Below are 23,096 nucleotides of genomic sequence, written 5' to 3'. Positions count from 1 at the left end.
TTCACCGCGCGGCGGTGGCCGTGATCTTCAGCTCGAGGCGGCGTATCCACCGGCGGTCTGCACCACTGATCCGCGGACTCGGTGCGCTGGGTCGGGCGATGGGACTGGCGTGGCGGCGCTCGCTGCAGCTGCGCGTGGTCACCCTGACGCTGGGGTTGTCGCTCGCCGTCATCCTGGTGCTCGGCTTCGTGTTGACGAGCCAGATCACCGACCGCATCCTCGAAGTCAAGGTGCACGCCGGGACCGAGGAGATCGAGCGCGCCCGCGCCACCGTCAGCGGAATCGTCGGCGGTGAGGAAACCCGGTCGCTGGACAGCAGCCTGCAGCTGGCGCGCAACACCCTGATCGACCGCAAGGCGGACGCCGGTGCAGATCTGGCGGGCACCTTCGACGCCGTGCTCGTCGTCCCCGGTGACGGCCCGCGGGCGGCCACCGCCGCCGGGCCGATCGACCAGGTCCCAGGCACGCTGCGCGACTTCGTCAACGCCGGGCAGGTCAGCTACCAGTACGCGACCGTGCACACCGACGGCTTCTCGGGACCGGCCCTGATCATCGGCAGCCCGACGTCATCGCCCGTGACCAACCTCGAGCTGTACCTGATCTTCCCGCTGAACAACGAGCAGTCGACCATCGCGCTGGTTCGCGGCACCATGGCCACCGGCGGCGTGGTGCTGCTGGGCCTGCTGGCCGCGATCGCACTGCTGGTGGCACGCCAGATCGTGCTGCCGGTGCGGTCGGCGTCCCGCATCGCCGAACGGTTCGCCGAAGGCCACCTGACCGAGCGGATGCCGGTGCGCGGCGAGGACGACATGGCGCGGCTGGCGGTGTCGTTCAACGACATGGCCGAGAGCCTGCACCGCCAGATCACCCAGCTCGAGGAGTTCGGCAACCTGCAGCGCCGCTTCACCTCCGACGTCAGCCACGAACTGCGCACACCGCTGACCACCGTGCGGATGGCCGCCGACCTCATCCATGACCACATCCACGATTCGCCTGAGGAACTCGACCCCGCGCTGCGACGCTCCACCGAGCTGATGGTCAACGAGCTGGATCGGTTCGAGTCGCTGCTCAACGATCTGCTGGAGATCTCCCGCCACGACGCCGGTGTCGCCGAACTGGCCGTCGACGCCGTCGACCTGCGGTCCATCGTGAAGAGCGCCCTCGACAACGTCGGCCACCTCGCCGAAGAAGCCGGCGTGGAGATGATCGTCGACCTGCCCGCCGACGACATCATCGCTGAGGTCGACGCCCGCCGGGTGGAGCGGATCCTGCGCAACCTGATCGCCAACGCCATCGACCACGCCGAGCACAAACCGGTGCGCATCCGGATGGCCGCCGACGAGGACACCGTCGCGGTGACCGTCCGCGACTACGGCGTCGGCCTGCGCCCCGGCGAGGAGAAGCTGGTGTTCAGCCGCTTCTGGCGGGCGGACCCGTCGCGGGTGCGCCGCTCGGGCGGCACGGGTCTGGGGCTGGCCATCAGCATCGAAGACGCCCGGCTGCACCAGGGCCGGCTCGAGGCCTGGGGCGAGCCGGGCAAGGGCGCCTGCTTCCGGCTGACCCTGCCCCTGGTTCGTGGACACAAGGTGACCAGCAGCCCCCTGCCCGTCAAGCCGATCGAGAAACCGGCGGCCGCTGCCGGCCGGCGACCGGTGCGCGAACGCGAACCGGCGGGGGAGAGCGTGTGACACGCATCTGGGTCACGGTGCTGTCGGTGTTCGTGCTCGCCCTGGCCGGATGCGCCGGAGTGCCCAGTTCGTCGTCACCGCAGGCGATCGGCACCGTCGACCGGCCGGCGCCCCCGAGCCTGCCCAAACCCACCCCGGGAATGGACCCTGACATCCTGCTGCGGGAATTCCTCAAGGCGACAGCCGATCCCGCGAACCGGCACCTGGCCGCGCGGCAGTTCCTCACCGAATCGGCATCCAACGCCTGGGACGACGCGGGCAGCGCGCTGCTGATCGACAACGTGGTGTTCGTCGAGACCCGCACGACCGAACGGGTTTCGGTGACCATGCGCGCCGACATCCTCGGCTCGCTGTCGGACATGGGCGTCTTCGAGACAGGCGACGGCGCGCTGCCCGACCCCGGCCCCATCGAACTGGTGAAGACCACCGACGGCTGGCGCATCGACCGGCTGCCCAACGGCGTCTTCCTCGACTGGCAGCAGTTCCAGGACACCTACAAGCGCAGCACCCTGTACTTCGCCGACCCCACCGGGAAGACCGTGGTGCCCGACCCGCGCTACGTCGCGGTCTCCGAGCCCGACCAGTTGCCCACCGAACTGGTCAGCAAGCTCATCGCGGGTCCGCGGCCCGAGATGGAGAAGACGGTGCGCAACCTTCTCGGGCCGCCGCTGAAACTGCGTGGCCCGGTGACGCGCGCCGACGGCGGGAAGGCCGGGGTGGGGCGCGGCTACGGCGGGGCGCGCATCGACCTGGAGAACCTGTCCACGACGGATCCTCACAGCAGGCAATTGCTTGCCGCACAGCTCATCTGGACGCTGTCCCGGGCCGGTGTCAACGGGCCCTACGTGATCAACGCCGACGGTGCCGCGCTCGACGACCGGTTCGCCGACGGGTGGGACACCGCCGACGTCGCCGCCACCGACCCGGGCGCTGCCGATGGCGCGGCGGCGGGCCTGCACGCACTGGTCGGCGGATCACTGGTGAGGCTGGACGGCCAGCGGGCACCGCGGTTGAGCGGGTCGTTCGGGCAGATGCCCGGACAGACGGCGGCGTCCCTGTCGCGGTCGGGTCAGCAGATCGCCTCGATCGTCACGCTGCGCCGCGGTGCGCCCGACATGGCGTCGTCGCTGTGGGTGGGACCGCTGGGCGGCAACGCATCCCAGGCGATGGACGGCCGCAGCCTGAGCCGGCCGAGCTGGTCGCTGGACGACGCGATCTGGGTCGTCGTCGACGGCAACGTCGTGGTGCGCGTCATCCAGGACGCGTCCGGGCAGCCCGCACGCATTCCCGTCGACTCCCTGGCGGTGTCGACGCGGTTCCCTGGGGTCATCTCCGAGCTCCAGCTCTCCCGCGACGGCACCCGTGCGGCGATGGTGATCGACGGGCAGGTGGTCCTCACCGGTGTCGAGCAGACCGCAGGCGGCGGCTATGCGCTGACCTATCCGCGCCGGCTGGGCTACGGGCTGGGCAAGTCGGTGGTGTCGCTGTCGTGGCGCACCGGCGACGACATCGTCGTCACCCGCACCGACCCGCAGAACCCGGTGTCCTACGTCAACCTCGACGGGGTCAACTCCGACGGTCCGGCCCGCAACCTGCTGATGCCGGTGACGACCGTGGCAGCGAACCCGTCGGCGGTCTACGTCGCCGACGGGCGAGGCGTGCTTCAACTGTCCGGTTCGGCGGCCGAAGGCGACCCCGCGTGGGTCGAGGTCCGGCCGCTGATGGCAGCAGGTGCGCTGCCGGTGCTGCCGGGCTGAAACCGGACGTGCTGCCGGACAGCCCTCCGGCGGCCAGCCCTAGGGAGAGGTCAGCGATGGATATCGATGAGGTGCGTGTTCCCCGGAAGACGGTGATCGTCGGCGCGGGAGTCGGATTGGCGGCCGCGACGCTGGCCGCGTGTTCCAGTGGTGGTGAAGCGGCAGAGCCGGGAACGTCCGAGCCTGCGGAGGCGCCCGAGGCGCTGACCAAGACGACCGATGTCCCCGTCGGGTCGGGCGTCATCGTCGGCGAGACCATCGTCACGCAGCCCGCCGCGGGTGACTTCAAGGCGTTCTCCGCGGTGTGCACCCACAACGGCTGCCTGATCAACGAAGTGGCCGGCGGAACCATCAACTGCCCCTGCCACGGCAGCAGGTTCAGCCTCGACGGAGCGGTCGTCAACGGCCCGGCCACCAAGCCGCTGCCCGCGAAACCGATCACGGTGCAGGGGGATTCAATCCTCTCGGGCTAGGTCCTTAGCGCCGGCTTGATTCGCGAGCGTGCATCCACGGTCGTAAACCGGCGAAATCCGCAGCCGTGGCTGCACGCTCGCGGGTGCGCAGCCCACGGTGTCGGACCGTGGCCTCAGACTGACGGCGTGCTCGATCTCGTGCTGCCGCAGCAGTGCGGCGGCTGCGGTGCCCCCGCGACGGCCTGGTGCCCGGCGTGCGGCAAAGACCTGACCGTCAACCCCGACGAGCCGCACCTGGTGACGCCCCGCCTCGATCCCGGCGTGCCCGTGCTGTCTCTGGGCCGCTACGCCGGTGCCCGCCGGAAAGCCATCGTCGCGCTCAAGGAGCACGGCCGCCGCGACCTCGTTCACCCGCTCGCGGCCGCCCTCGCCGCGGCGATCGGAAACCTCCTCTGCTGGGGCGTCCTCGACACACCTTTGATGGTCGTGCCGGCACCCACCCGCCGGTCGGCCGCCAGACGCCGCGGCGGCGATCCCGTCACCCGGATCGCCCGGCTCGCGGCGGCACGCCATCCGGGCCTCACCGTCGTGCCGTCGCTGCGCCTCAAAGCCTTCACCCGCGACTCCGTCGGGCTCTCCAGCGCCGACCGGCAGCGCAACATCGGCGGCCGCATCCGGCTGTCCACATCGGTGAGCGGACCCGTCGTCCTGGTCGACGACGTCGTCACGACCGGGGCCACCGCCACCGAATCCGTGCGGGTCCTGCAAACGTGCGCCGAGGTCGTCGCCGTGGTCGCGCTGGCGCACGCGTGACCGCGGCCCGCCGATTACCCCCAGATCAATCGGACATGAAGAACTGAAAACAGGTCTGCCGAATTGGTGGCCGACTCGGTGAACACGGACTACCGTCGGGCCTAACCATCCGTGAACAACTCACGGCGGCGCTCCGAACTGAGACGCCGATTCCCGCGTCAGCGGCAGGAGGTGAGTAGTCGACACCTTGCACCGGCGAGTGGCGCGACCAGGTATGCACCGTCGGCGCGATTTCTTTGATGGCCGGGCACGCGTACGTGTGCGAACGCAACAGAATCGAGTTGCCAAGTATGTCAAGTAATTCCGTGGAAACCGACAGCACGATGGTGATTGAGGGCGAGTCGTCCGAACCCACCCCGAACGCCGAGGTGGCGGTCACTGGCCGCAACGTCGAGGTACCCGACCACTTCCGTAGCTACGTCGCCGAGAAGCTGTCACGCCTGGAACGATTCGACCGCACCATCTACCTCTTCGACGTCGAGCTGTACCACGAGCGCAATCGCCGCCAGCGCAAGAACTGCCAGCACGTGGAGATCACGGCGAAGGGCCGCGGGCCCATCGTGCGCGGCGAGGCCTGCGCCGACAGCTTCTACGCCGCCCTGGAATCGGCGGTCGGCAAACTCGAACGACGGCTGCGCAAGAGCAAGGACCGTCGCAAGATCCACTACGGCGACAAGACGCCGGTATCCCTGCACGAAGCCACCTCGCTCGACCACCTCGCGGGTGCATTCACCCCGTCGAGCCAGGACGCCCCCCAGAACGACGGTGTCGCGGTCGACGACCACGAACCCGGGCGGATCGTCCGCACCAAGGAACACCCCGCCACCCCGATGACCGTCGACGACGCCCTCTACGAGATGGAGCTCGTCGGCCACGACTTCTTCCTGTTCCACGACAAGGAGAGCGACAGGCCCTGCGTCGTCTACCGGCGCCACGCCTACGACTACGGCCTCATCAAGCTGGCCTGACCCCGCTGGATCCGGCGCGCAAACCGACCGTCAGTGTCGCTTTTCGCGCCGGATTCACGCCAAGCGCGGCGCGCCTGACACGCTCGACCAGCGATTTCGGTGCGTCGCCTACGATGGTGTCCGTCTAACGCGTGACGAATGGTCATCATCGCAACGAGGAAAAAGGTAGAACAGCGTGCTGTCGAAGTTGCTCCGTCTCGGCGAAGGCCGCATGGTCAAGCGCCTCAAGGGGGTGGCTGACTACGTCAACACCCTGTCCGACGACATCGAGAAGCTGTCCGACGCCGAACTTCGCGGCAAGACCGACGAGTTCAAGGACCGCCTCGCCGGCGGCGAGGATCTCGACGACCTGATGCCCGAGGCGTTCGCCGTCGCCCGCGAGGCGGCCTGGCGAGTGCTCAACCAGCGCCACTTCGACGTTCAGGTGATGGGCGGCGCGGCGCTGCACTTCGGCAACGTCGCCGAGATGAAGACCGGTGAGGGCAAGACCCTGACCGCCGTGCTCCCCGCCTACCTCAACGCGCTCCAGGGCAAGGGCATGCACATCGTCACCGTCAACGACTACCTGGCCAAACGCGACGCCGAGCAGATGGGCCGCGTGCACCGCTTCCTCGGCATGGACGTCGGGGTGATCCTGTCGCAGATGACCCCCGACGAGCGGCGCGCCGCCTACAACGCCGACATCACCTACGGCACCAACAACGAGTTCGGCTTCGACTACCTGCGCGACAACATGGCGCATCGCCTCGAGGACTGCGTGCAGCGGGGCCACACCTTCGCGATCGTCGACGAGGTCGACTCGATCCTCATCGACGAGGCGCGTACGCCGCTGATCATCTCCGGTCCTGCCGACGGCGGGTCGAACTGGTACACCGAGTTCGCCCGGCTGGCGCCCCTGATGGAACGCGACGTCCACTACGAGGTCGACATCAAGAAGCGCGCCGTCGGCGTGCACGAACTCGGTGTCGAGTTCGTCGAGGACCAACTGGGCATCGAGAACCTCTACGAGGCCGCGAACTCCCCGCTGATCAGCTACCTGAACAATGCCATCAAGGCCAAGGAGCTGTTCGAACGCGACAAGCACTACATCGTCCGCAACGGCGAGGTGCTCATCGTCGACGACTTCACCGGCCGCGTGCTGATCGGCCGCCGCTACAACGAGGGCCTGCACCAGGCCATCGAGGCCAAAGAGCAGGTCGAGATCAAGGCCGAGAACCAGACGGTCGCGACGATCACGCTGCAGAACTACTTCCGGCTCTACGACAAGCTCGCCGGAATGACGGGCACCGCCGAGACCGAGGCCGCCGAGCTGCACGAGATCTACAAGCTCGGCGTGGTGACGATCCCCACGAACAAGCCGATGATCCGGACCGACCAGTCCGACCTGATCTACAAGACCGAGGAGGCCAAGTTCATCGCGGTCGTCGACGACGTCGTCGAGCGCTATGAGAAGGGCCAGCCGGTGCTTATCGGCACCACCAGCGTGGAACGTTCGGAGTTCCTGTCCCGCCAGTTTCAGAAGCGCCGCATCCCGCACAACGTGCTGAACGCGAAGTACCACGAGCAGGAGGCCGGCATCATCGCCGAGGCCGGCCGGCTCGGTGCCATCACCGTCGCCACCAACATGGCAGGCCGCGGCACCGACGTGGTGCTGGGCGGCAACGTCGACTACCTGCTGGACCGGCGGCTGCGTCAGCGCAACCTCGACCCGATCGAGACGCCCGACGACTACGAGAAGGCCTGGCACGAGGACCTGCCGCACGTCAAGGCGGAGGCCGCCGCGGAGGCCAAGGACGTGGTCGCCGCCGGCGGGCTCTACGTACTCGGCACCGAGCGTCACGAATCCCGGCGTATCGACAACCAGCTGCGTGGTCGCTCCGGGCGCCAGGGCGACCCCGGTGAGTCACGCTTCTACCTGTCGCTGGCCGACGAGCTGATGCGCCGCTTCAACGGGGCGACGCTGGAGACGCTGCTGACCCGGTTGAACCTGCCCGACGACGTGCCCATCGAGGCCAAGATGGTCTCGCGCGCGATCAAGAGCGCGCAGACCCAGGTCGAGCAGCAGAACTTCGACATCCGCAAGGAAGTCCTCAAGTACGACGAGGTGATGAACCAGCAGCGCAAGGTCATCTACGCCGAGCGCCGCCGAATCCTGGAAGGCGAGAACCTCGCCGAGCAGGCCCACAAGATGCTCATCGACGTGGTCACCGCCTACGTCGACGGCGCCACCGCGGAGGGTTACTCCGAGGACTGGGACCTCGAGAAGCTGTGGGAAGGGCTCAAGCAGCTCTACCCGGTCGGGATCGACCACAACGATCTGATCGACTCCGACGCCGTCGGCGAGCCCGGCGAGCTGACCCGCCAGGAACTGCTCGACGCGCTGGTCGCCGACGCCGAACGCGCCTACGCGGTGCGGGAGGCGGAGATCGAGGGGATCGCCGGCGAGGGCGCGATGCGCCAACTGGAACGCAACGTCCTGCTCAACGTCCTGGACCGCAAGTGGCGTGAACATCTCTACGAGATGGACTACCTGCGGGAGGGCATCGGCCTGCGCGGGTTGGCCCAGCAGCGTCCCGAGGTCGAGTACGCGCGCGAGGGCTACGACATGTTCGTCGGCATGCTCGAGGGGATGAAGGAGGAGTCGGTCGGCTTCTTGTTCAACGTCAGCGTCGAAGCCGCACCGAGCCCGACGGTTGCCCCGGTGGCGGCACCCCCGGGGCTCGCCGAGTTTGCCGCGGCGGCCGCCGCCGCGCAGGAGCAGCAGGGTGGGGTCGCCACCAAGCAGCGTCCCCCGGCACCAGCGTTGCGCGCCAAGGGAATCGACGACAGCGAAGAGCCGCTGACCTACTCGGGTCCGTCGGAGGGCGGCGGCGTCGAGGTCACCCGCTCCGGCGGCGGGAAGCCGTCCGGCGGGAAGCCGTCAAGCGGGGGCAACGAAGGCGGCACACGTCGCGAGCGTCGCGAAGCCGCCCGCCAGCGTGGCCGCCACGCCAAGAAGGGGTAATGCATAAGGCGCTCAGCCGATCTGCAGCGCCACGATCCGCCACCGGTCCCGGTACCTCTCGATGCGTGCGGCGACGGCGTGTACCCGCCCGGACCGGGTGAACGACGCGAACACCTCCGCCGCGCCGACGTCGCCGGGCTTGCCGTCACCGTCGAGCCCCGGATCCACCGCGCGCACCCGCACCCGGCGCATGGTGGCGCTTCCGCGGCGGGTTACGCCGGTGAGGGCGATGACGCGGTCGACGAGCACCGGCGTCATCAGCGGGCGCAACTGGGCGACGGGCCTGCGCCGGTCGAGGACCTCGATCACCTGACGCAGCGCCGTCTCGGCGAACACCACCGCGGATTTCGGGGGCGGGACCTCACGCAGACGCGGCGGGGGCAAACGCGCCCGCGGCGGGCGCGGCGACGGGCGGCGCAGAGCCACCGCCGACGGCGTCGGACACACCGGCTCGAGCCGCCGGAGCGGCTCCGGTGTCTCATGTCGCCGCCGGAGCGGCTCCGGTGCCGGCTCGTAGTCGATGATCGGCGACGTCGTCTGATGCAGCGGGGTCGATGAGGTCATGAGGGCTCTCCAGCATTCGGGCACGGCGACGAAAGGTCATCTGCCGGAGAGTCGCAGACCGCTTTATGATCCCATGCGCGGCAGCTTCCCCATCGCACCCGTTGAGCGGGGACTCAGCTGCTGTCGATAACGTGACCGTGTCTGTCACAAAACCGAGGGGAGACGGCGCCGCGATGGTCACGAGGTTGTCGGCGTCGGACGCATCCTTTTTCCGGTTGGAGAACTCCGCGACACCGATGTATGTGGGTTCCCTGTCGATTCTGCGCAAGCCCCGCGGCGGGCTGAGCTACGAAACCCTGCTGGGCGCCGTCGAGCGGCGCCTGCCGCAGATCCCGCGGTACCGGCAGAAGGTCCGCGAGGTGAAGTTCGGGCTGGCCAGACCGGTCTGGGTCGACGACCGCGACTTCGACATCACCTACCACGTCCGCCGCTCGGCACTGCCGTCGCCGGGCAGCGACTCCCAGCTGCACGAGCTCATCGCGCGCCTCGGCTCCCGCCCCCTGGACAAGTCCCGGCCGCTGTGGGAGATGTATCTGATCGAGGGCCTGGCCAAGAACCGGGTCGCGATCTACACCAAAAGCCACCAGGCGCTGGTCAACGGCATGACCGCGCTGGAGATCGGCCATGTGATCGTCGACCGGACCAACAAGCAGCCCGAGTTCGGCGAGGACATCTGGATCCCGGCGCGCGAGCCCAGTGACCGCCAACTGCTCGTCGGTGCGCTCGGCGAGTGGATCGCCCGGCCCACCGTGCAGGCCGCGGCCGTGCGCTCTGCGGTGACCGAGGCGGTGACCAACACCGGCGAGCTGGCAGACCTGGGACGCCGCGCCGCCGACGTGGCCCGCACCGTCGCGCGCGGCACCGCCCCCAGCAGCCCGCTGAACAAAACCGTGTCGCGCAACCGGCGCTTCTCGGTGGCCTCGGGCAGCCTCGAGGACTTCCGGCTGGTGCGGGCACGCTACGACGACTGCGATGTCAACGACGTGGTGCTCGCGGTGGTGGCCGGGGCGTTGCGCAACTGGCTGTTGTCGCGGGGGGAGCCGGTGACCGCGACGACGACCGTGCGTGCGATGGCGCCGATGTCGGTGTATCCGGATGCCGACATCGACTCCACCGGACCCGGCCAGGCGATCAGCAAGGTGGCCCCGTTCCTGGTGGATCTGCCCGTCGGCGAAGCGAATCCGGTGGTGAGGCTCTCGCAGATCTGCCACGCCACCGAGTCGCATCCCACCGCGGCCAGCCTGGTCGACGCCAGGACCATAGTCACGCTCACCGGCTTCGGCCCACCGACGCTGCACGCCATGGGCATCCGGGTCGCGACCAGCTTCTCGGCCCGCCAGTTCAACCTGCTGATCACCAACGTGCCGGGCGCCCAGAAGCAGATGTACATCGCCGGCACCAAGCTGCTCGAGACCTACGCCGTGCCGCCGCTGCTGCACAACCAGGTGCTGGCCATCGGTGTCACGTCCTACAACGGCATGCTGTATTTCGGCATCAACGCCGACCGGGACGCGATGAGCGACGTGGAGATGCTGCCCAGCCTGCTGCGCGAGTCGCTCGACGAACTGCTGGATGCCGCGAAGTGACGGGTTCTTAGCGCCGGCGGGATTGACGGGTGAACGCCGCCGGGGTCGAATGGCTGTCGATGTCTGACACTTCTGAGCACGAGATCACCGCCGTCCCCTCCGACGGACAGGTCGAGACCGGAGTCGGCGCGCGGCCGCATCCGGTGCTCGACATCCCCGTCGAGGAAGACAATTTCACCCGATCCCACGGCATCGACTGGGCGGTGTTCGGGGTCACCGCGGTGATCGCCGTGGGCTTCCTGGTGTGGGGATTCGTCAGCACCGACACGCTGGCCACCGCCTCGAGCAGCGCGCTGGCCTGGGTCATGGACAAGACCGGCTGGCTGTTCGTCCTGACCAGCACCGGATTCGTCGTCTTCGTGCTCTATCTGGCACTGGGCCCCTACGGCACGATCCCGCTGGGCCGTGACGACGAGGCGCCCGAGTTCAACGGCGTCTCCTGGGTCGCGATGATGTTCAGCGCCGGCATGGGCATCGGTCTGATGTTCTTCGGCGTCGCCGAGCCGCTGTCGCACTTCGCGTCGCCGCCGCCGGGCACCGGCCCCGAAGGCAGCCCCGAGGCCGTGCAGACCGCGATGGCCACCACGCTGTTCCACTGGACGCTGCACCCGTGGGCCATCTACGCCGTCGTCGGTCTGTCGATCGCCTACGGCGTCTACCGCAAGGGCCGTCTGCAGCTGATCAGCTCCGCCTTCGAACCACTGCTGGGGGCGCGGGCGAACGGGGCGTGGGGCAAGGTCATCGACATGCTGGCGATCTTCGCCACCCTGTTCGGATCGGCGGCCTCCCTCGGGCTGGGCGCGTTGCAGATCCGCAGCGGGCTGCAGATCGTCGGCGGTATCGGCGAGACGGGCAACACGATCCTCGTCATCATCATCGCGGTGCTGACGGCGGCGTTCGTGCTGTCCGCCGTCTCGGGCATCGCTCGCGGCATCCAATGGCTGTCCAACATCAACATGGTGCTGGCGCTGACGCTGGCCATGTTCGTATTCGTCGTCGGCCCAACGGTTTTCATTCTCAACCTGTTGCCGACCGCGTTGGGCAGCTACTTCGCCGACCTGTCGGCCATGTCGGCGCGCACCGGCGCCGAGGGTGCCGCAGTGGACACCTGGCTGCAGTCCTGGACGATCTTCTACTGGGCCTGGTGGGTGTCGTGGACGCCGTTCGTCGGCATGTTCATCGCGCGGATCTCGCGCGGGCGCACCATCCGCCAGTTCGTCGCCGGGGTGCTGCTGGTTCCTAGCGTGGTGTCGCTGGTCTGGTTCGCGGTGTTCGGCGGCGCAGCCATCAACGTCCAACAGGGCGGCACCGATCTCGCCGGTGAGGGCGGGGTCGAGGAGCAGCTGTTCACGCTGCTCGAGCAGTTCCCCATCGCCACCGTCGCCAGCGTGATCGTGATGATCCTGGTCGCGATCTTCTTCGTCTCCGGCGCCGACGCCGCCTCGATCGTCATGGGGTCGCTGTCGCAGCGCGGCACGATCCGCCCCACCAGGGGCACGGTCATCTTCTGGGGCGTCGCCACGGGCGCGGTTGCCGCGGTGATGCTGCTGGTGGGCGGCGCGGATGCGTTGACCGGACTGCAGACGATCACGATCATCGCCGCCCTGCCGTTCCTGCTGGTGATGGTCGGCATGGCGGTCGCATTGTTGAAAGACCTGCGCCGCGACCCGAAGGTGGTGCGCCGCGTTTACGCCGCCGAGGCCGTCAACAGCGCGGTCATCAGCGGCGTCACCCAGCACGGCGACGACTTCGTCATCTCGATCGAGAAGGACCCGAATCGCGACGGGCCATCCGGCACGCCGAAGCCGCACTAGAATCGGCCGGTGGACAAGAAGTCGCCGGTGGAAAAGTCCACCAAGGGCGCGAAGGACCGCAAGAACAAGCTCCCGAAAGACGTCTACAAGGCCGAACTGTTCCGTCTGCAAACGGAATTGGTGCAACTGCAGGAGTGGGTCCGCGAGACCGGCGCCCGCGTCGTCATCGTCTTCGAGGGTCGCGACGCCGCGGGTAAGGGCGGCACGATCAAACGGATCACCGAATACCTCAGCCCGCGTATCGCCCGGATCGCCGCGCTTCCCGCACCGTCGGACCGCGAGCAGGGGCAGTGGTACTACCAGCGCTACGTCGCCCACCTGCCCGCCAAGGGTGAGATCGTGTTGTTCGACCGGTCCTGGTACAACCGGGCCGGTGTGGAGCAGGTGATGGGGTTCTGCACCCCCGCCGAGCACACGTTGTTCCTGCGCCAGACACCGATTCTCGAGCAGATGCTCATCGAAGACGGGGTGATCCTGCGCAAGTACTGGTTCTCGGTGTCCGACGACGAACAGCTGCGGCGGTTCCGGTCCCGGCTCGACGACCCGGTGCGGCAGTGGAAGCTCAGCCCGATGGACCTGGAATCGGTGTACCGCTGGGAGGACTACTCGCGGGCCAAGGATCAGATGATGGTGCATACCGACACACCGGTGAGCCCCTGGTACATCGTCGAATCCGATGTGAAGAAGCACGCCCGGCTGAACATGATCGCCCACCTGCTGTCCACCATCGACTACTACGACGTCGACCCCCCGAAGGTCGAGTTGCCGAAGAAGCCGGTGGTCAGCGGCGACTACCGGCGCCCCCCGCGCGAGCTGTCGACCTACGTCGACGACCACGTCGCGACGCTGCTGGGCGACCCCGAGTAGCGGCGACCTCGCTACTCTCATCGGGTGCGCATCTACGTTCCCGCAACCCTGGCCATGCTTTCGCGGCTGGTCGCCGACGGATCACTGCGCCCCGTCAACGGGACCGCGTTCGCGGTGACGCCGACGCTGCGGGAGGCCTACGCCAACGGCGACGAGGACGAACTCGCCGACGTCGCGCTCCGGGACGCGGCGCTGGCCTCGCTGCGTCTTCTCGGTGACGAGGCGACCGAGGGTCTGCCCGCGCGGCGCGCGGTGCTGGAGGCCGACGTGGCCGACGCCGACGCCGGGATCACCCTGAGGCCCGATCTCGACGACGCCGTGGTGCGGCTGGCGGGGGAGATCCCGCTCGAGCGGGTGATCGCCGCGTACATCGACAACGCGGCCGCAGAGTCCGCCGTGCGGGCCGCCGTCGAGGTGATCGACGACGCGGACCTGGGGGACGAGGACGCCGAACTGACCGTCGGGGACGCGCAGGACCACGACCTGGCGTGGTACGCGGCGCAGGAACTGCCGTTCCTGCTCGAACTGCTCTGAGGGTGGCTACGACACCGTAAGTTACGGTACCGTAGGTATGCGCCTGTGGGGTCGCGACTCGTAGACACAACCGGGCAGGAGCCGTCATGGCCAAGAACACGATCAAGACCACGGCCAAGGTCGCCGACACCGTGCGACCCACGATCGCCGGAGCCAGAGAACGTCCAGGATGGCACGCCGTGCGCACGATCGTGGGGCGGATCACCACGCCGTTGCTGCCCGACGACTACCTCAAGCTGGCCAACCCGCTGTGGTCCGCGCGCGAGTTGCGGGGCAAGGTGCTCGAGGTGCGTCGCGAGACCGTCGACTCGGCCACGCTCGTCATCAAGCCCGGCTGGGGTTTCTCGTTCGACTACCAGGCCGGCCAGTACGTCGGCATCGGCCTACTCGTCGACGGCCGGTGGCGCTGGCGCTCGTACTCACTGACCAGCACCCCCGAAGAGCACCGGTCCCTCGGCAGGGGGTCGCGCACCATCACCATCACCGTCAAGGCCATGCCCGAGGGCTTCCTGTCCACGCACCTGGTCGGCGGGGTCGAACCCGGCACGATCGTGAGACTGGCTGCGCCCCAAGGCAACTTCGTCATGCCCGACCCGGCGCCCGCGTCGGTGCTGTTCCTGACGGCGGGCTCCGGCATCACCCCGGTGATGTCGATGCTGCGGACGTTGGCCCGCAGAGAGGGCATCGGCGGCTCCGGCCACATCGTGCATGTGCATTCCGCCCCGACGGAGTCCGACGTGCTGTTCGCCGACGAACTGTCCGAACTGGCCGGGCGGCACGACGGCTACCGGCTGCACCTGCGCACCACCCGCACCGAGGGCCGGCTGAACCTGGCCCGCCTCGACGAGATCGTGCCCGATTGGCGGCAGCGCCAGACCTGGGTCTGCGGGCCCGAGGCGATGCTCGACGCCGCGCAGCGCACCTGGGCGGACGCGGGGATCGCCGATCAACTGCACCTGGAGAGGTTCGCGGTGTCGCGTGGCCGGGTACACGGCAGTGGCGGAACCGTCGAGTTCGCCCGCGCGGGTAAGACGGTCACCGTCGACGCCGCGACGTCGTTGATGGACGCCGGCGAGGACGCAGGCGTGCAGATGCCGTTCGGGTGCCGCATGGGTATCTGCCAGTCGTGTGTGGTGGGCCTGCTGAAGGGCCACGTGCGGGATCTGCGCACCGGCGTCGAGCACGAACCCGGCAGCCGGGTGCAGACCTGCGTCTCCGCGGCATCCGGGGATTGTGTGATCGACGTCTAGCCTTTACTGGGTAGTAACCTACGGCGACGTAGGTTACGGTAGCGTAGGTAATAGAGAGGAGGCTGATTATGGCGATCACCGACGTACCCGAGTTCACGCACCTGACCGAGGCTGACATCGAGAATCTGGGCCTCGAACTGGATGCGATACGCCAAGACATCGAGGACTCCCGCGGCGCGCGCGACGCGCGCTACATCCGCAGAACCATCGCCTTCCAGCGCGCTCTGGAGGTGGCAGGCCGCCTGTTGCTGGCCGGCAGTTCGAAGCGCGCGTACTGGTGGGCGGGCACTGCGACGCTGGGCGTGGCCAAGATCGTCGAGAACATGGAGATCGGCCACAACGTCATGCACGGCCAGTGGGACTGGATGAACGATCCCGAGATCCATTCCTCGACCTGGGAATGGGACATGAGCGGCGCGTCCAAGCACTGGCGGTTCACTCACAACTTCATGCACCACAAGTACACCAACATCCTCGGCATGGACGACGACGTCGGCTACGGAGTGATCCGGGTGACGCGCGACCAGAAGTGGAAGCCGGCCAACCTCTACGGCAACCTGCTGTTCAACACGCTGCTGGCGATCGGCTTCGAGTGGGGCGTCGGACTGCAGCACCTCGAGCTCGGCAAGATCTTCAAGGGCCGCGACGACCGGCAGGCCACGCTGGGACGGGTGAAGGAGTTCGGCGTCAAGGCCGGCCACCAGGTGGCCAAGGACTACGTCGCCTACCCCGCGCTCACCTCGCTGTCGCCGGGCGCGAGCTTCATGTCCACCCTGAAGGCCAACGCGGTGGCCAACGTCATCCGCAACGTCTGGGCCAACGCCGTCATCTTCTGCGGTCACTTCCCCGACGGCGCAGAGAAATTCACCAAGACCGACATGGTCGGCGAGTCGCGGGGGCAGTGGTACCTGCGGCAGATGCTGGGCAGCGCGAACTTCGAGAACGGCCCCGTGCTGCGCTTCATGAGCGGCAACCTGTGCTACCAGATCGAGCACCACCTGTACCCGGACATCTGCAGCAACCGGCTGCACGAGATCTCGTTCCGGGTGCGCGAGATCTGCGACAAGTACGACCTGCCCTACACCACGGGATCGTTCCTGCTGCAGTACGGCAAGTCGTGGCGCACCATCGCCAAACTGTCCCTGCCGGACCGGTTCCTGAAGGACACCCGCGACGACGCACCCGAGACGCGCAGCGAGCGGATGTTCGACGAACTGGAGCCCCACGAGCGGCGCGGCCTCAAGTCGGCCATCGCCGCGGTGCGAGCCCGGCGCCGCGCCAAGCGGGAGCAGAAGGCGATCGACGCCGCGGTTCGCGAGCAGCGCGACGACCTCGCAGCATGACGCTTTGAGGCTGCGTCGAGGACGGGTTCCGCTTTCCCGTCCTCGACGCAGTCCCAGTTTCCGGGGGCCCAGCGGGTCAGCCCGGCACGTAGTCGAAGGTGTCCGGATTCGGTCCGAAACGACCTTCCTCGCCCCTGTCCAGCGCCGAGATCGCGTCGAAATGCTCGGCACCGAGCTCGAAGTCGAACAGCGCGAAATTGTCCTTGATGCGTTGCAGCGTCACCGATTTCGGGAACACGATGTCGCCGCGCTGAATGTGCCAGCGCAACACCACCTGGGCCGGTGACTTGTCTGTCGCCTCGGCGACACGGGTGACGACCGCGTCGTCGAGCACCCTGCCCTGGGCGATCGGTGACCACGCCTCGGTCGCGATGCCGTGCTCGCGGCCGTAGGCGCGCACCTCGTTGTTGCCGAAGTACGGGTGCACTTCGATCTGGTTCACCGCGGGCACCGTCTCGGTCTCGTCGGCGAGGCGCTGCAGATGGGCAACCTGGAAGTTCGACACCCCGATGCTGCGGGCCCTGCCGTCTTTCTTGAACTCCTCCAACGTTTTCCACGTCGACACGAAGTCGCCGCCATAGAGCGTGGGAAGCGGCCAGTGGATCAGGAACAGGTCGACGTACTCGAAGCCGAGGGCGGCCAGCGTGCGGTCGAACGCCCGGCGCGCGTCGTCGGGCTTGTGGAACGAGTTGTTGAGCTTGCTGGTGACGTACACCTCGGCGCGGTCGATGCCGGAGTCGCGGACACCGTCCCCGACACCTTTTTCGTTCTCGTACATCTCGGCGGTGTCGATGTGGCGGTAGCCGATGTCCAGCGCCGTCTTCACCGCCGCGGCGGTCTCCTCGGGCGGGATCTGGAAGACACCGAAGCCCAACTGGGGAATTCGCGTGCCGTCGTTCAGTTCGATCGTGGGTACCGTACTCACAGTGTGATCCTCCTTCGGGGTCAGCGTGCCCGATGGGCACCCGCGGCAAACCCGCTCGTCATCAGCATGCCCTCGGCACAACACACACGCATCCGCTCAGCCTTCCCGCATCGCCGTGAGCAGTCGTCGCGCCGCGCTGACCCGTCCGGCCGCCGGTCCGGTCAACGCGTCGAGCGCGCATTCCGGGTCCGCGGGCGGCCCCATGTGGCCACAGCCCCGCGGGCAGTCGGCGATCGCCTCGGCCAGGTCGGAGAAGGCCATCATCACGTCGTCGGCTGCGATGTGCGCAAGCCCGAACGACCGGATGCCCGGCGTGTCGATCACCCAGCCGCCGAACTTCAGGGGCAGCGCCACCGACTGCGTGGAGGTGTGCCTGCCCTTGCCGACGTCGGTCACCGTGCCGATCGCCCGTTCCGCTTCGGGCACAAGGCGGTTCACCAGAGTGGACTTGCCCACCCCGGAATGGCCGAGCAGGGCGGTGACCTTGCCCGCCAGCAGGGCGCCGACCTCGTCTATGCCGTCGCCGCGGCCGGCGGTGACGATCGTCAGGTCGAGGTCGGCGAACTGCGCGGTGAACGGCTCCGCCGGTGCGAGATCGGACTTCGTCAGGCACAGGATCGGCACCAGCCCGCCGGCATACGCGGCGATCAACGCCCGCTCGACCAGGCCGGCCCGCGGCGGCGGATCCGCCAGCGCCACCACGATCAGCAGCTGGTCGGCGTTGGCGACGAAGACGCGCTCGGTCGGGTCGGTGTCATCGGCGGTGCGGCGCAACACCGTTCGGCGTGGCCCGCGACGCACGATGCGCGCCAGCGTGTCGGTGCGGCCGGAGAGGTCGCCGACGATGTCGACGTCGTCACCGACGACGATCGGGGTGCGGCCCAGCTCCCTGGCCCGCATCGCGGTCACCCGGCGGGCCGGGTCGCGGCCGAGGACGCAGCCCCAGCGGCCGCGGTCGACGGTGACCACCATGGCTTCCTGCGCGTCGGCGTGCTCGGGTCGTGTCTTGGTCCGCGGCCGCGAGCCCCTGCCGGGCCGCACCCGGACATCGGTCTCGTCGTATTCGCGTGGACTCAAGCCTGGACCCTCTACAGCTCGTCCGCCTGGCCCGCCAGCATGTCCGCCCACAACTGCGGGAACTCGGGCATCGTCTTGGCCGTGGTGGCGATGTCTTCGACCTCGACACCGGCGACCCGGAGCCCGACGATCGCGCCCGCGGTGGCCATCCGGTGATCGGCGTAGGACCGCCACACACCGGCGTGCAGCGGTTGCGCGGTGATGGTCAGCCCGTCCGGGGTCTCCTCGCACTGCCCGCCGAGGCGGTTGAGTTCGGCGGACAGCGCGGCCAACCGGTCGGTTTCATGGCCGCGCAGATGGGCGATTCCCCGCAGCTGCGACACCGAACCAGGGGTGGCCAGGGCCGCCATCGCAGCCACCGACGGCGCGAGTTCGCCGACCTCGCGCAGGTCGACGTCGATACCGTCGTAGCTTGTCGCGCCCTGCACCTCCAGGTAGGAATCACCCTGGCGCACAACCACACCCAGCTTCTTCAGGATGGAGAGGATGGTGTCGGCCGGCTGGGTGCTCACCGGCGGCCATCCGGTGACGCGGACCGCTCCGCCGCTGACCACGGCGGCGGCCAGGAACGGCACCGAGTTCGACAGGTCGGGTTCGACGGACCAGTGTCGGGCCGCGACCGGCCCGGGAGCGACGTGCCACCGGTCGGGCGCGGTGTCGTCGACCTCGACGCCTGCGTCGCGCAGCATCGACACCGTCATGGCGACGTGCGGTGCCGAGGGCACCGGCCCGCCGGTGTGCACGATCGTCAACCCCTCCGTGAACGCCGCGCCCGAGAGCAGCAGCCCGGAGACGAACTGTGAGGATCCCGACGCGTCGATCTCGACGGTGCCGCCGCGCACCGACCCGCCGCCCCGGACGTTGAAGGGCAGGCCGTCACCCTCGACGGTGACGCCGAGGCCGCGCAGCCCGTCGAGCAGCGGTGCGATCGGGCGGGTGCGCGCCTGCTCGTCGCCGTCGAAGGTGACCGTCTCGCTGCTCAGCGCGGCCACCGGCGGCACGAACCGCAGCACGGTTCCGGCCAGCCCGCAATCGATCCGCACGCCCGGTTCCGGGGCGAGGGCGCCGCTGATGGTCAACTCGGTGTCGTCACTGTCGGCAGCCTGCACGCTCAGGCCGAGGGCCTGCAGCGCGCCGATCATCAGGTCGGTGTCGCGGCTGCGCAGGGCCCCGCTGACCGTCGAAGGGCCCTGGGGGACGGCCAGCGCCGCGAGGATCAGCACCCGGTTGGTCTGTGACTTCGACCCGGGCACGGTGACCGTCGCATGGACGGGGGTTGCGGTCGACGGGGCCGGCCAGGTGCTCACGGGTTCCCATTCTTGCCTGTCGAGGAAACCGGGGTGTCGCCGGTGTCTGCCACCATGGAAACCATGTGCGGGCGATTCGCGGTGACCACCGATCCGGCGCTGCTGGCCGAGAAGATCAAGGCGCTCGATGAAACAGCGGCGGGTGGCTCGCCTGCGCCGAACTACAACGTGGCGCCGACGACCACCGTGAGCACGGTGGTCACCCGCCACACCGAACCCGAGGACGAGCCGACGCGCCGGGTGCGGCTGATGCGGTGGGGGCTGGTGCCGGTGTGGGCCAAGACCGTCGAGGGAGGGGCCCCGGACACGAAGGGGCCGCTGCTGATCAACGCCCGATCCGACAAGGTGACCACCTCGCCGGCGTTCCGCACGTCGATCAAGGGCAAGCGCTGCCTGGTGCCGATGGACGGCTGGTACGAGTGGCGCGGGCAGAAGGGCGCGAAGACGCCGTTCTACATGTACGCAGGCGACGGCGAACCGCTGTTCATGGCCGGCCTGTGGTCGACGTGGCGGCCCAAGGACGCTCCCAAGGACGCGGCACCGCTGCTGAGCTGCACCATCATCACCACCGACGCGGCCGGCCCGCTGTCCGACATCCACGACCGGATGCCGCTGACGATCAGCGAGCGCGACTGGGACCGCTGGCTGGACCCCGACGCCCCGGTCGACGAAGGTCTGTTGCGCGGGCACGGCGACCTCGACCGCATCGAGATCCGCGAGGTGTCGCGCCTGGTGAACAGCGTCCGCAACAACGGGCCGGAGTTGATCGAGCCGGCAGAGCCGCAAGCCGAGCAGGGGTCGCTGCTGTGAGCGGTCAGCGCCGGGTGGCCGTCACCACCGCGTAGGGGGTGTCGAAGCCGACCCGCCCGCGGTCGTCGACGTGGCGGCGCATCGCCTCGTCGAACGCGGCGATCAGCTGGCCACGCTGTGGATCGGGCACCCGTGCGAGGACGTCCACGTGCGCCGGTGACTCGTCGGTCACGAACCGCATCGCCGCGGCGTGTGAGTCGAATTCCCATGTGTGCGTGCCTGATTGGAATGTGACGTCCACGAACTCGGCGGCGAGGCGTGCCGCGGCGATGTCCGGGTCACCCCACTCGTCGGGTCGGTAGCCGGAGCCCGGCGGCACCCCGAGCACCGCGACGATGGGGTCGAGGAACGGGTTGTCGTCGGTGCGCACCCAGGTGGAGAACGCCAGTGTGCCGCCCGGGGCCAGCAGTCGGGCGATCTCGGCGACCTGGGCGGTCGGTTCCACGAACACGATGCCCATGTTGGAGACCGCGGCATCGAAGGCGGCGTCGGGCAGTCCGGTGGCGGACGCATCGGCGGCCACCCAGGTCACCGACCCGCCGCCGTCTTTCTGCGCGCCGAGCGCCATCAACGCCGGGGTGATGTCGACTCCGGTCACCCGCGCGCCGCGGGCGACAGCCGCCAGCGCGGCGTTGCCGGTGCCGCAGGCGAGGTCGACCAGCGTCGCGTCGCGCAGCGGCCGCCGCTGTTGCAGAGCGTCGACCACTTCCTCGGCGATGGGGGCGATACGGCGGGCAACGGACTCGTAGCGCCCGGCAGCCCAGATCGTCGGCGATGACACCACCTCAGCGTGCCACGATGACGGAGTGAACGGTGGCCCTGGTTCCGCGAACGTGCATTCCCTGCTGCTGTCATCGCGTTGGCGCTACAAGGAATGCACGTTCGCGGACGAACCGTCTCAGGGCTGGGTGTAGCCCGGCGGGTTGGCGCCCTCCACCCAGAAGTCCACGCCCAGATCCGAACCGGGGACGCAGTCGTACACCGAAAGGTCGGTGACGCCCGCTTCCAGCAGCACGTCCTCACACAGCAGCGTGTTGCCGGTGAAGCCCGCGGGTTTGGTCAGCACCGCGTAAGCGGCGTCGGAGTACACCTCGGGCTTGCGCGAGCGGGCCATCGACTCGTCGCCGCCGAGCAGGTTCTGCACCGCGGCGGTGGCTATCATGGTGCGCGGCCACAGCGTGTTGGAGGCGATCCCCGCTTCTCGCATCTCTTCGGCAATACCCAACGCGCACAACGTCATACCGAACTTCGCCATCATGTACGGCGTGGGCCGCAGCCACTTTGACTCCAGCAGGATCGGCGGCGACAGCGTCAGGATGTGGGGGTTGTCCCGGCCCTTCATGTGCGGGATGCAGGCCTGCGACACCGCGTAGGTGCCCCGCACCTGGATGCCGTTCATCAGGTCGAAGCGCTTGAGCGGCACCTCCTCGATGGAGCCGAGGTTGATCGCCGAGGCGTTGTTCACGCAGATGTCGATGCCGCCGAACTGCTCGACGGTCTTGGCGACCGCGGCGGCCACCGAGTCGCCGTCGCGGACATCGCCGACGATCGGCAGCGCCTGGCCGCCGACCTCCTCGATCTCCTTGGCCGCGGTGTAGACGGTGCCGGGCAGCTTCGGATGGGGTTCGGCGGTCTTGGCGACCAGCGCGATGTTGGCGCCGTCGGCCGCGACCCGCTTGGCGATCGCCAGCCCGATACCGCGACTGGCGCCGGAGATGAACATGGTCTTTCCCGCGAGTGACATGGCTTCACCCTAGACAGCCCGGATGTCCGCGGTCACCGCGTTGGTGAGGGTGATCAGATCCGCGGGCGCCAGCGAGACGTCCCAGCCGCGCTTGCCTGCGCTGCACAGCACCCGGTCCCACTGCAACGCCGAGGCGTCGACGACGGTCGGCAGCGGCCTGCGCTGGCCCAGCGGGGAGATACCGCCGACCACGTATCCGGTCGAACGCTGGGCTGCCGCCGGATCGGCCATCGTGGCCTTGGGCACGTCGAGCGCGGCCGCGGCGGCTTTCAGCGACAGCTTCGCCGGCACCGGCAGCACCGCCACACCCAACCCGGTGGGCAGTGCGACGACCAGCGTCTTGAAGATCTGGTCGGGGGACAGCCCGCCGGCCTGCGCGAGCTGGTTCACCGCCTCCTCGCCGAACGAATCGCTGCGGGGGTCGTGGTGGTACTGCACGACGGTGTGCGGCACACCCGCGGCCAGCAGAGCCGCGATCGCCGGTGTTGCTGCCCGCGCCACCGGCACAGACTAGCGCCACTGAGCAGGGCGGTCGGGGAACAAGAGGCCCCGTCGGTGCTGTTGTTGACGACAGCTGTAGCAGGCGCGTAGCCGAGCAGAGAAACTAGTCGGCCGCAACCTCTAGGATCGGC

The 23,096-nt window shown here is 68.7% G+C and carries 20 protein-coding genes; 13 read left to right on the top strand and 7 right to left on the bottom strand.

The genetic code is table 11. The features are described from left to right. The first annotated feature begins 20 nt into the window (after positions 1-20). The 6 genes from mtrB (at position 21) to secA (ending at position 8,643) form a co-directional block, all read left to right on the top strand. The gene (mtrB, locus tag H7I57_RS04635) at positions 21-1,688 is read left to right on the top strand and encodes an MtrAB system histidine kinase MtrB (RefSeq protein ID WP_264022215.1); all 1,668 of its coding nucleotides are present in this window, start codon (positions 21-23) and stop codon (positions 1,686-1,688) included. Positions 1,689-1,693: 5 nt separating this feature from the next. Continuing rightward, positions 1,694-3,445 carry an MtrAB system accessory lipoprotein LpqB gene (gene lpqB / locus H7I57_RS04630; protein WP_264022213.1) on the top strand — a complete coding sequence of 584 codons (1,752 nt, stop codon included), beginning with the start codon at positions 1,694-1,696 and terminating at the stop codon, positions 3,443-3,445. Between the two features lie 56 nt (positions 3,446-3,501). Further along, complete coding sequence (locus H7I57_RS04625; RefSeq protein ID WP_264022155.1) at positions 3,502-3,918, top strand: QcrA and Rieske domain-containing protein; 417 nt, start codon at positions 3,502-3,504, stop codon at positions 3,916-3,918. A 126-nt stretch (positions 3,919-4,044) separates the two neighbouring features. Then, entirely contained in the window at positions 4,045-4,671 is a 627-nt protein-coding gene (locus H7I57_RS04620; protein WP_264022152.1) for a ComF family protein, read from the top strand. A 290-nt stretch (positions 4,672-4,961) separates the two neighbouring features. Then, positions 4,962-5,639: a ribosome hibernation-promoting factor, HPF/YfiA family gene (gene hpf, locus H7I57_RS04615; RefSeq protein ID WP_264022150.1), complete on the top strand. Its 678-nt coding sequence runs from the start codon at positions 4,962-4,964 to the stop codon at positions 5,637-5,639. A 175-nt stretch (positions 5,640-5,814) separates the two neighbouring features. Next, positions 5,815-8,643: a preprotein translocase subunit SecA gene (secA, locus tag H7I57_RS04610; protein ID WP_264022149.1), complete on the top strand. Its 2,829-nt coding sequence runs from the start codon at positions 5,815-5,817 to the stop codon at positions 8,641-8,643. Between the two features lie 12 nt (positions 8,644-8,655). Here the strand turns inward: secA and H7I57_RS04605 are convergent, their stop codons facing one another. Continuing rightward, positions 8,656-9,207 carry an Rv3235 family protein gene (locus H7I57_RS04605; protein WP_264022147.1) on the bottom strand — a complete coding sequence of 184 codons (552 nt, stop codon included), beginning with the start codon at positions 9,205-9,207 and terminating at the stop codon, positions 8,656-8,658. 173 nt (positions 9,208-9,380) lie between these two features. Between H7I57_RS04605 and H7I57_RS04600 the strand changes: the two genes are divergently transcribed. The 6 genes from H7I57_RS04600 (at position 9,381) to H7I57_RS04575 (ending at position 16,601) form a co-directional block, all read left to right on the top strand. After that, positions 9,381-10,793 carry a WS/DGAT/MGAT family O-acyltransferase gene (locus H7I57_RS04600; protein ID WP_264022212.1) on the top strand — a complete coding sequence of 471 codons (1,413 nt, stop codon included), beginning with the start codon at positions 9,381-9,383 and terminating at the stop codon, positions 10,791-10,793. A gap of 59 nt (positions 10,794-10,852) precedes the next feature. Continuing rightward, positions 10,853-12,607 carry a BCCT family transporter gene (locus H7I57_RS04595; RefSeq protein WP_264022145.1) on the top strand — a complete coding sequence of 585 codons (1,755 nt, stop codon included), beginning with the start codon at positions 10,853-10,855 and terminating at the stop codon, positions 12,605-12,607. A gap of 27 nt (positions 12,608-12,634) precedes the next feature. After that, positions 12,635-13,474, top strand: a complete 840-nt coding sequence (gene ppk2 / locus H7I57_RS04590) for a polyphosphate kinase 2 (protein ID WP_264022211.1) — start codon at positions 12,635-12,637, stop codon at positions 13,472-13,474. Positions 13,475-13,498: 24 nt separating this feature from the next. After that, positions 13,499-14,008 carry a DUF6912 family protein gene (locus H7I57_RS04585; protein WP_372510122.1) on the top strand — a complete coding sequence of 170 codons (510 nt, stop codon included), beginning with the start codon at positions 13,499-13,501 and terminating at the stop codon, positions 14,006-14,008. 86 nt (positions 14,009-14,094) lie between these two features. Beyond that, entirely contained in the window at positions 14,095-15,258 is a 1,164-nt protein-coding gene (locus H7I57_RS04580; RefSeq protein ID WP_264022143.1) for a ferredoxin reductase, read from the top strand. 68 nt (positions 15,259-15,326) lie between these two features. After that, on the top strand, positions 15,327-16,601 hold the full coding sequence (locus tag H7I57_RS04575) for a fatty acid desaturase family protein (RefSeq protein ID WP_264022142.1): 1,275 nt from the start codon (positions 15,327-15,329) through the stop codon (positions 16,599-16,601). A 76-nt stretch (positions 16,602-16,677) separates the two neighbouring features. On the opposite strand, the gene H7I57_RS04570 is transcribed toward H7I57_RS04575, so the two are convergent. From H7I57_RS04570 to aroA, 3 genes are all read right to left on the bottom strand, one after another. Continuing rightward, complete coding sequence (locus tag H7I57_RS04570; protein ID WP_264022140.1) at positions 16,678-17,526, bottom strand: aldo/keto reductase; 849 nt, start codon at positions 17,524-17,526, stop codon at positions 16,678-16,680. A 96-nt stretch (positions 17,527-17,622) separates the two neighbouring features. Next, positions 17,623-18,603, bottom strand: coding sequence for a ribosome small subunit-dependent GTPase A (gene rsgA, locus H7I57_RS04565; protein WP_264022138.1), 981 nt, complete (start codon positions 18,601-18,603; stop codon positions 17,623-17,625). Positions 18,604-18,614: 11 nt separating this feature from the next. After that, on the bottom strand, positions 18,615-19,910 hold the full coding sequence (gene aroA, locus H7I57_RS04560; RefSeq protein ID WP_264022137.1) for a 3-phosphoshikimate 1-carboxyvinyltransferase: 1,296 nt from the start codon (positions 19,908-19,910) through the stop codon (positions 18,615-18,617). A gap of 63 nt (positions 19,911-19,973) precedes the next feature. On the opposite strand from aroA, the gene H7I57_RS04555 reads away from it, so the two are divergent. Further along, the gene (locus H7I57_RS04555; RefSeq protein ID WP_264022209.1) at positions 19,974-20,720 is read left to right on the top strand and encodes an SOS response-associated peptidase; all 747 of its coding nucleotides are present in this window, start codon (positions 19,974-19,976) and stop codon (positions 20,718-20,720) included. 4 nt (positions 20,721-20,724) lie between these two features. Here the strand turns inward: H7I57_RS04555 and H7I57_RS04550 are convergent, their stop codons facing one another. The 3 genes from H7I57_RS04550 to H7I57_RS04540 all read right to left on the bottom strand — a co-directional run bounded on the left by H7I57_RS04550 (position 20,725) and on the right by H7I57_RS04540 (position 22,965). Continuing rightward, entirely contained in the window at positions 20,725-21,501 is a 777-nt protein-coding gene (locus H7I57_RS04550) for a class I SAM-dependent methyltransferase (protein ID WP_264022135.1), read from the bottom strand. 117 nt (positions 21,502-21,618) lie between these two features. Then, a complete protein-coding gene (locus H7I57_RS04545) occupies positions 21,619-22,464 on the bottom strand; it encodes an SDR family oxidoreductase (RefSeq protein WP_264022134.1) in 846 nt (281 codons plus the stop codon). Positions 22,465-22,473: 9 nt separating this feature from the next. Continuing rightward, positions 22,474-22,965 carry an aminoacyl-tRNA deacylase gene (locus H7I57_RS04540; protein WP_264022133.1) on the bottom strand — a complete coding sequence of 164 codons (492 nt, stop codon included), beginning with the start codon at positions 22,963-22,965 and terminating at the stop codon, positions 22,474-22,476. Between the last annotated feature and the right edge of the window lie 131 nt (positions 22,966-23,096).

Source organism: Mycolicibacterium pyrenivorans, assembly GCF_025821625.1.
GTDB lineage: Bacteria > Actinomycetota > Actinomycetes > Mycobacteriales > Mycobacteriaceae > Mycobacterium > Mycobacterium pyrenivorans.
Note: the sequence above shows the minus strand (reverse complement) of the source record. Positions and strands in the feature narration are given on the sequence as shown.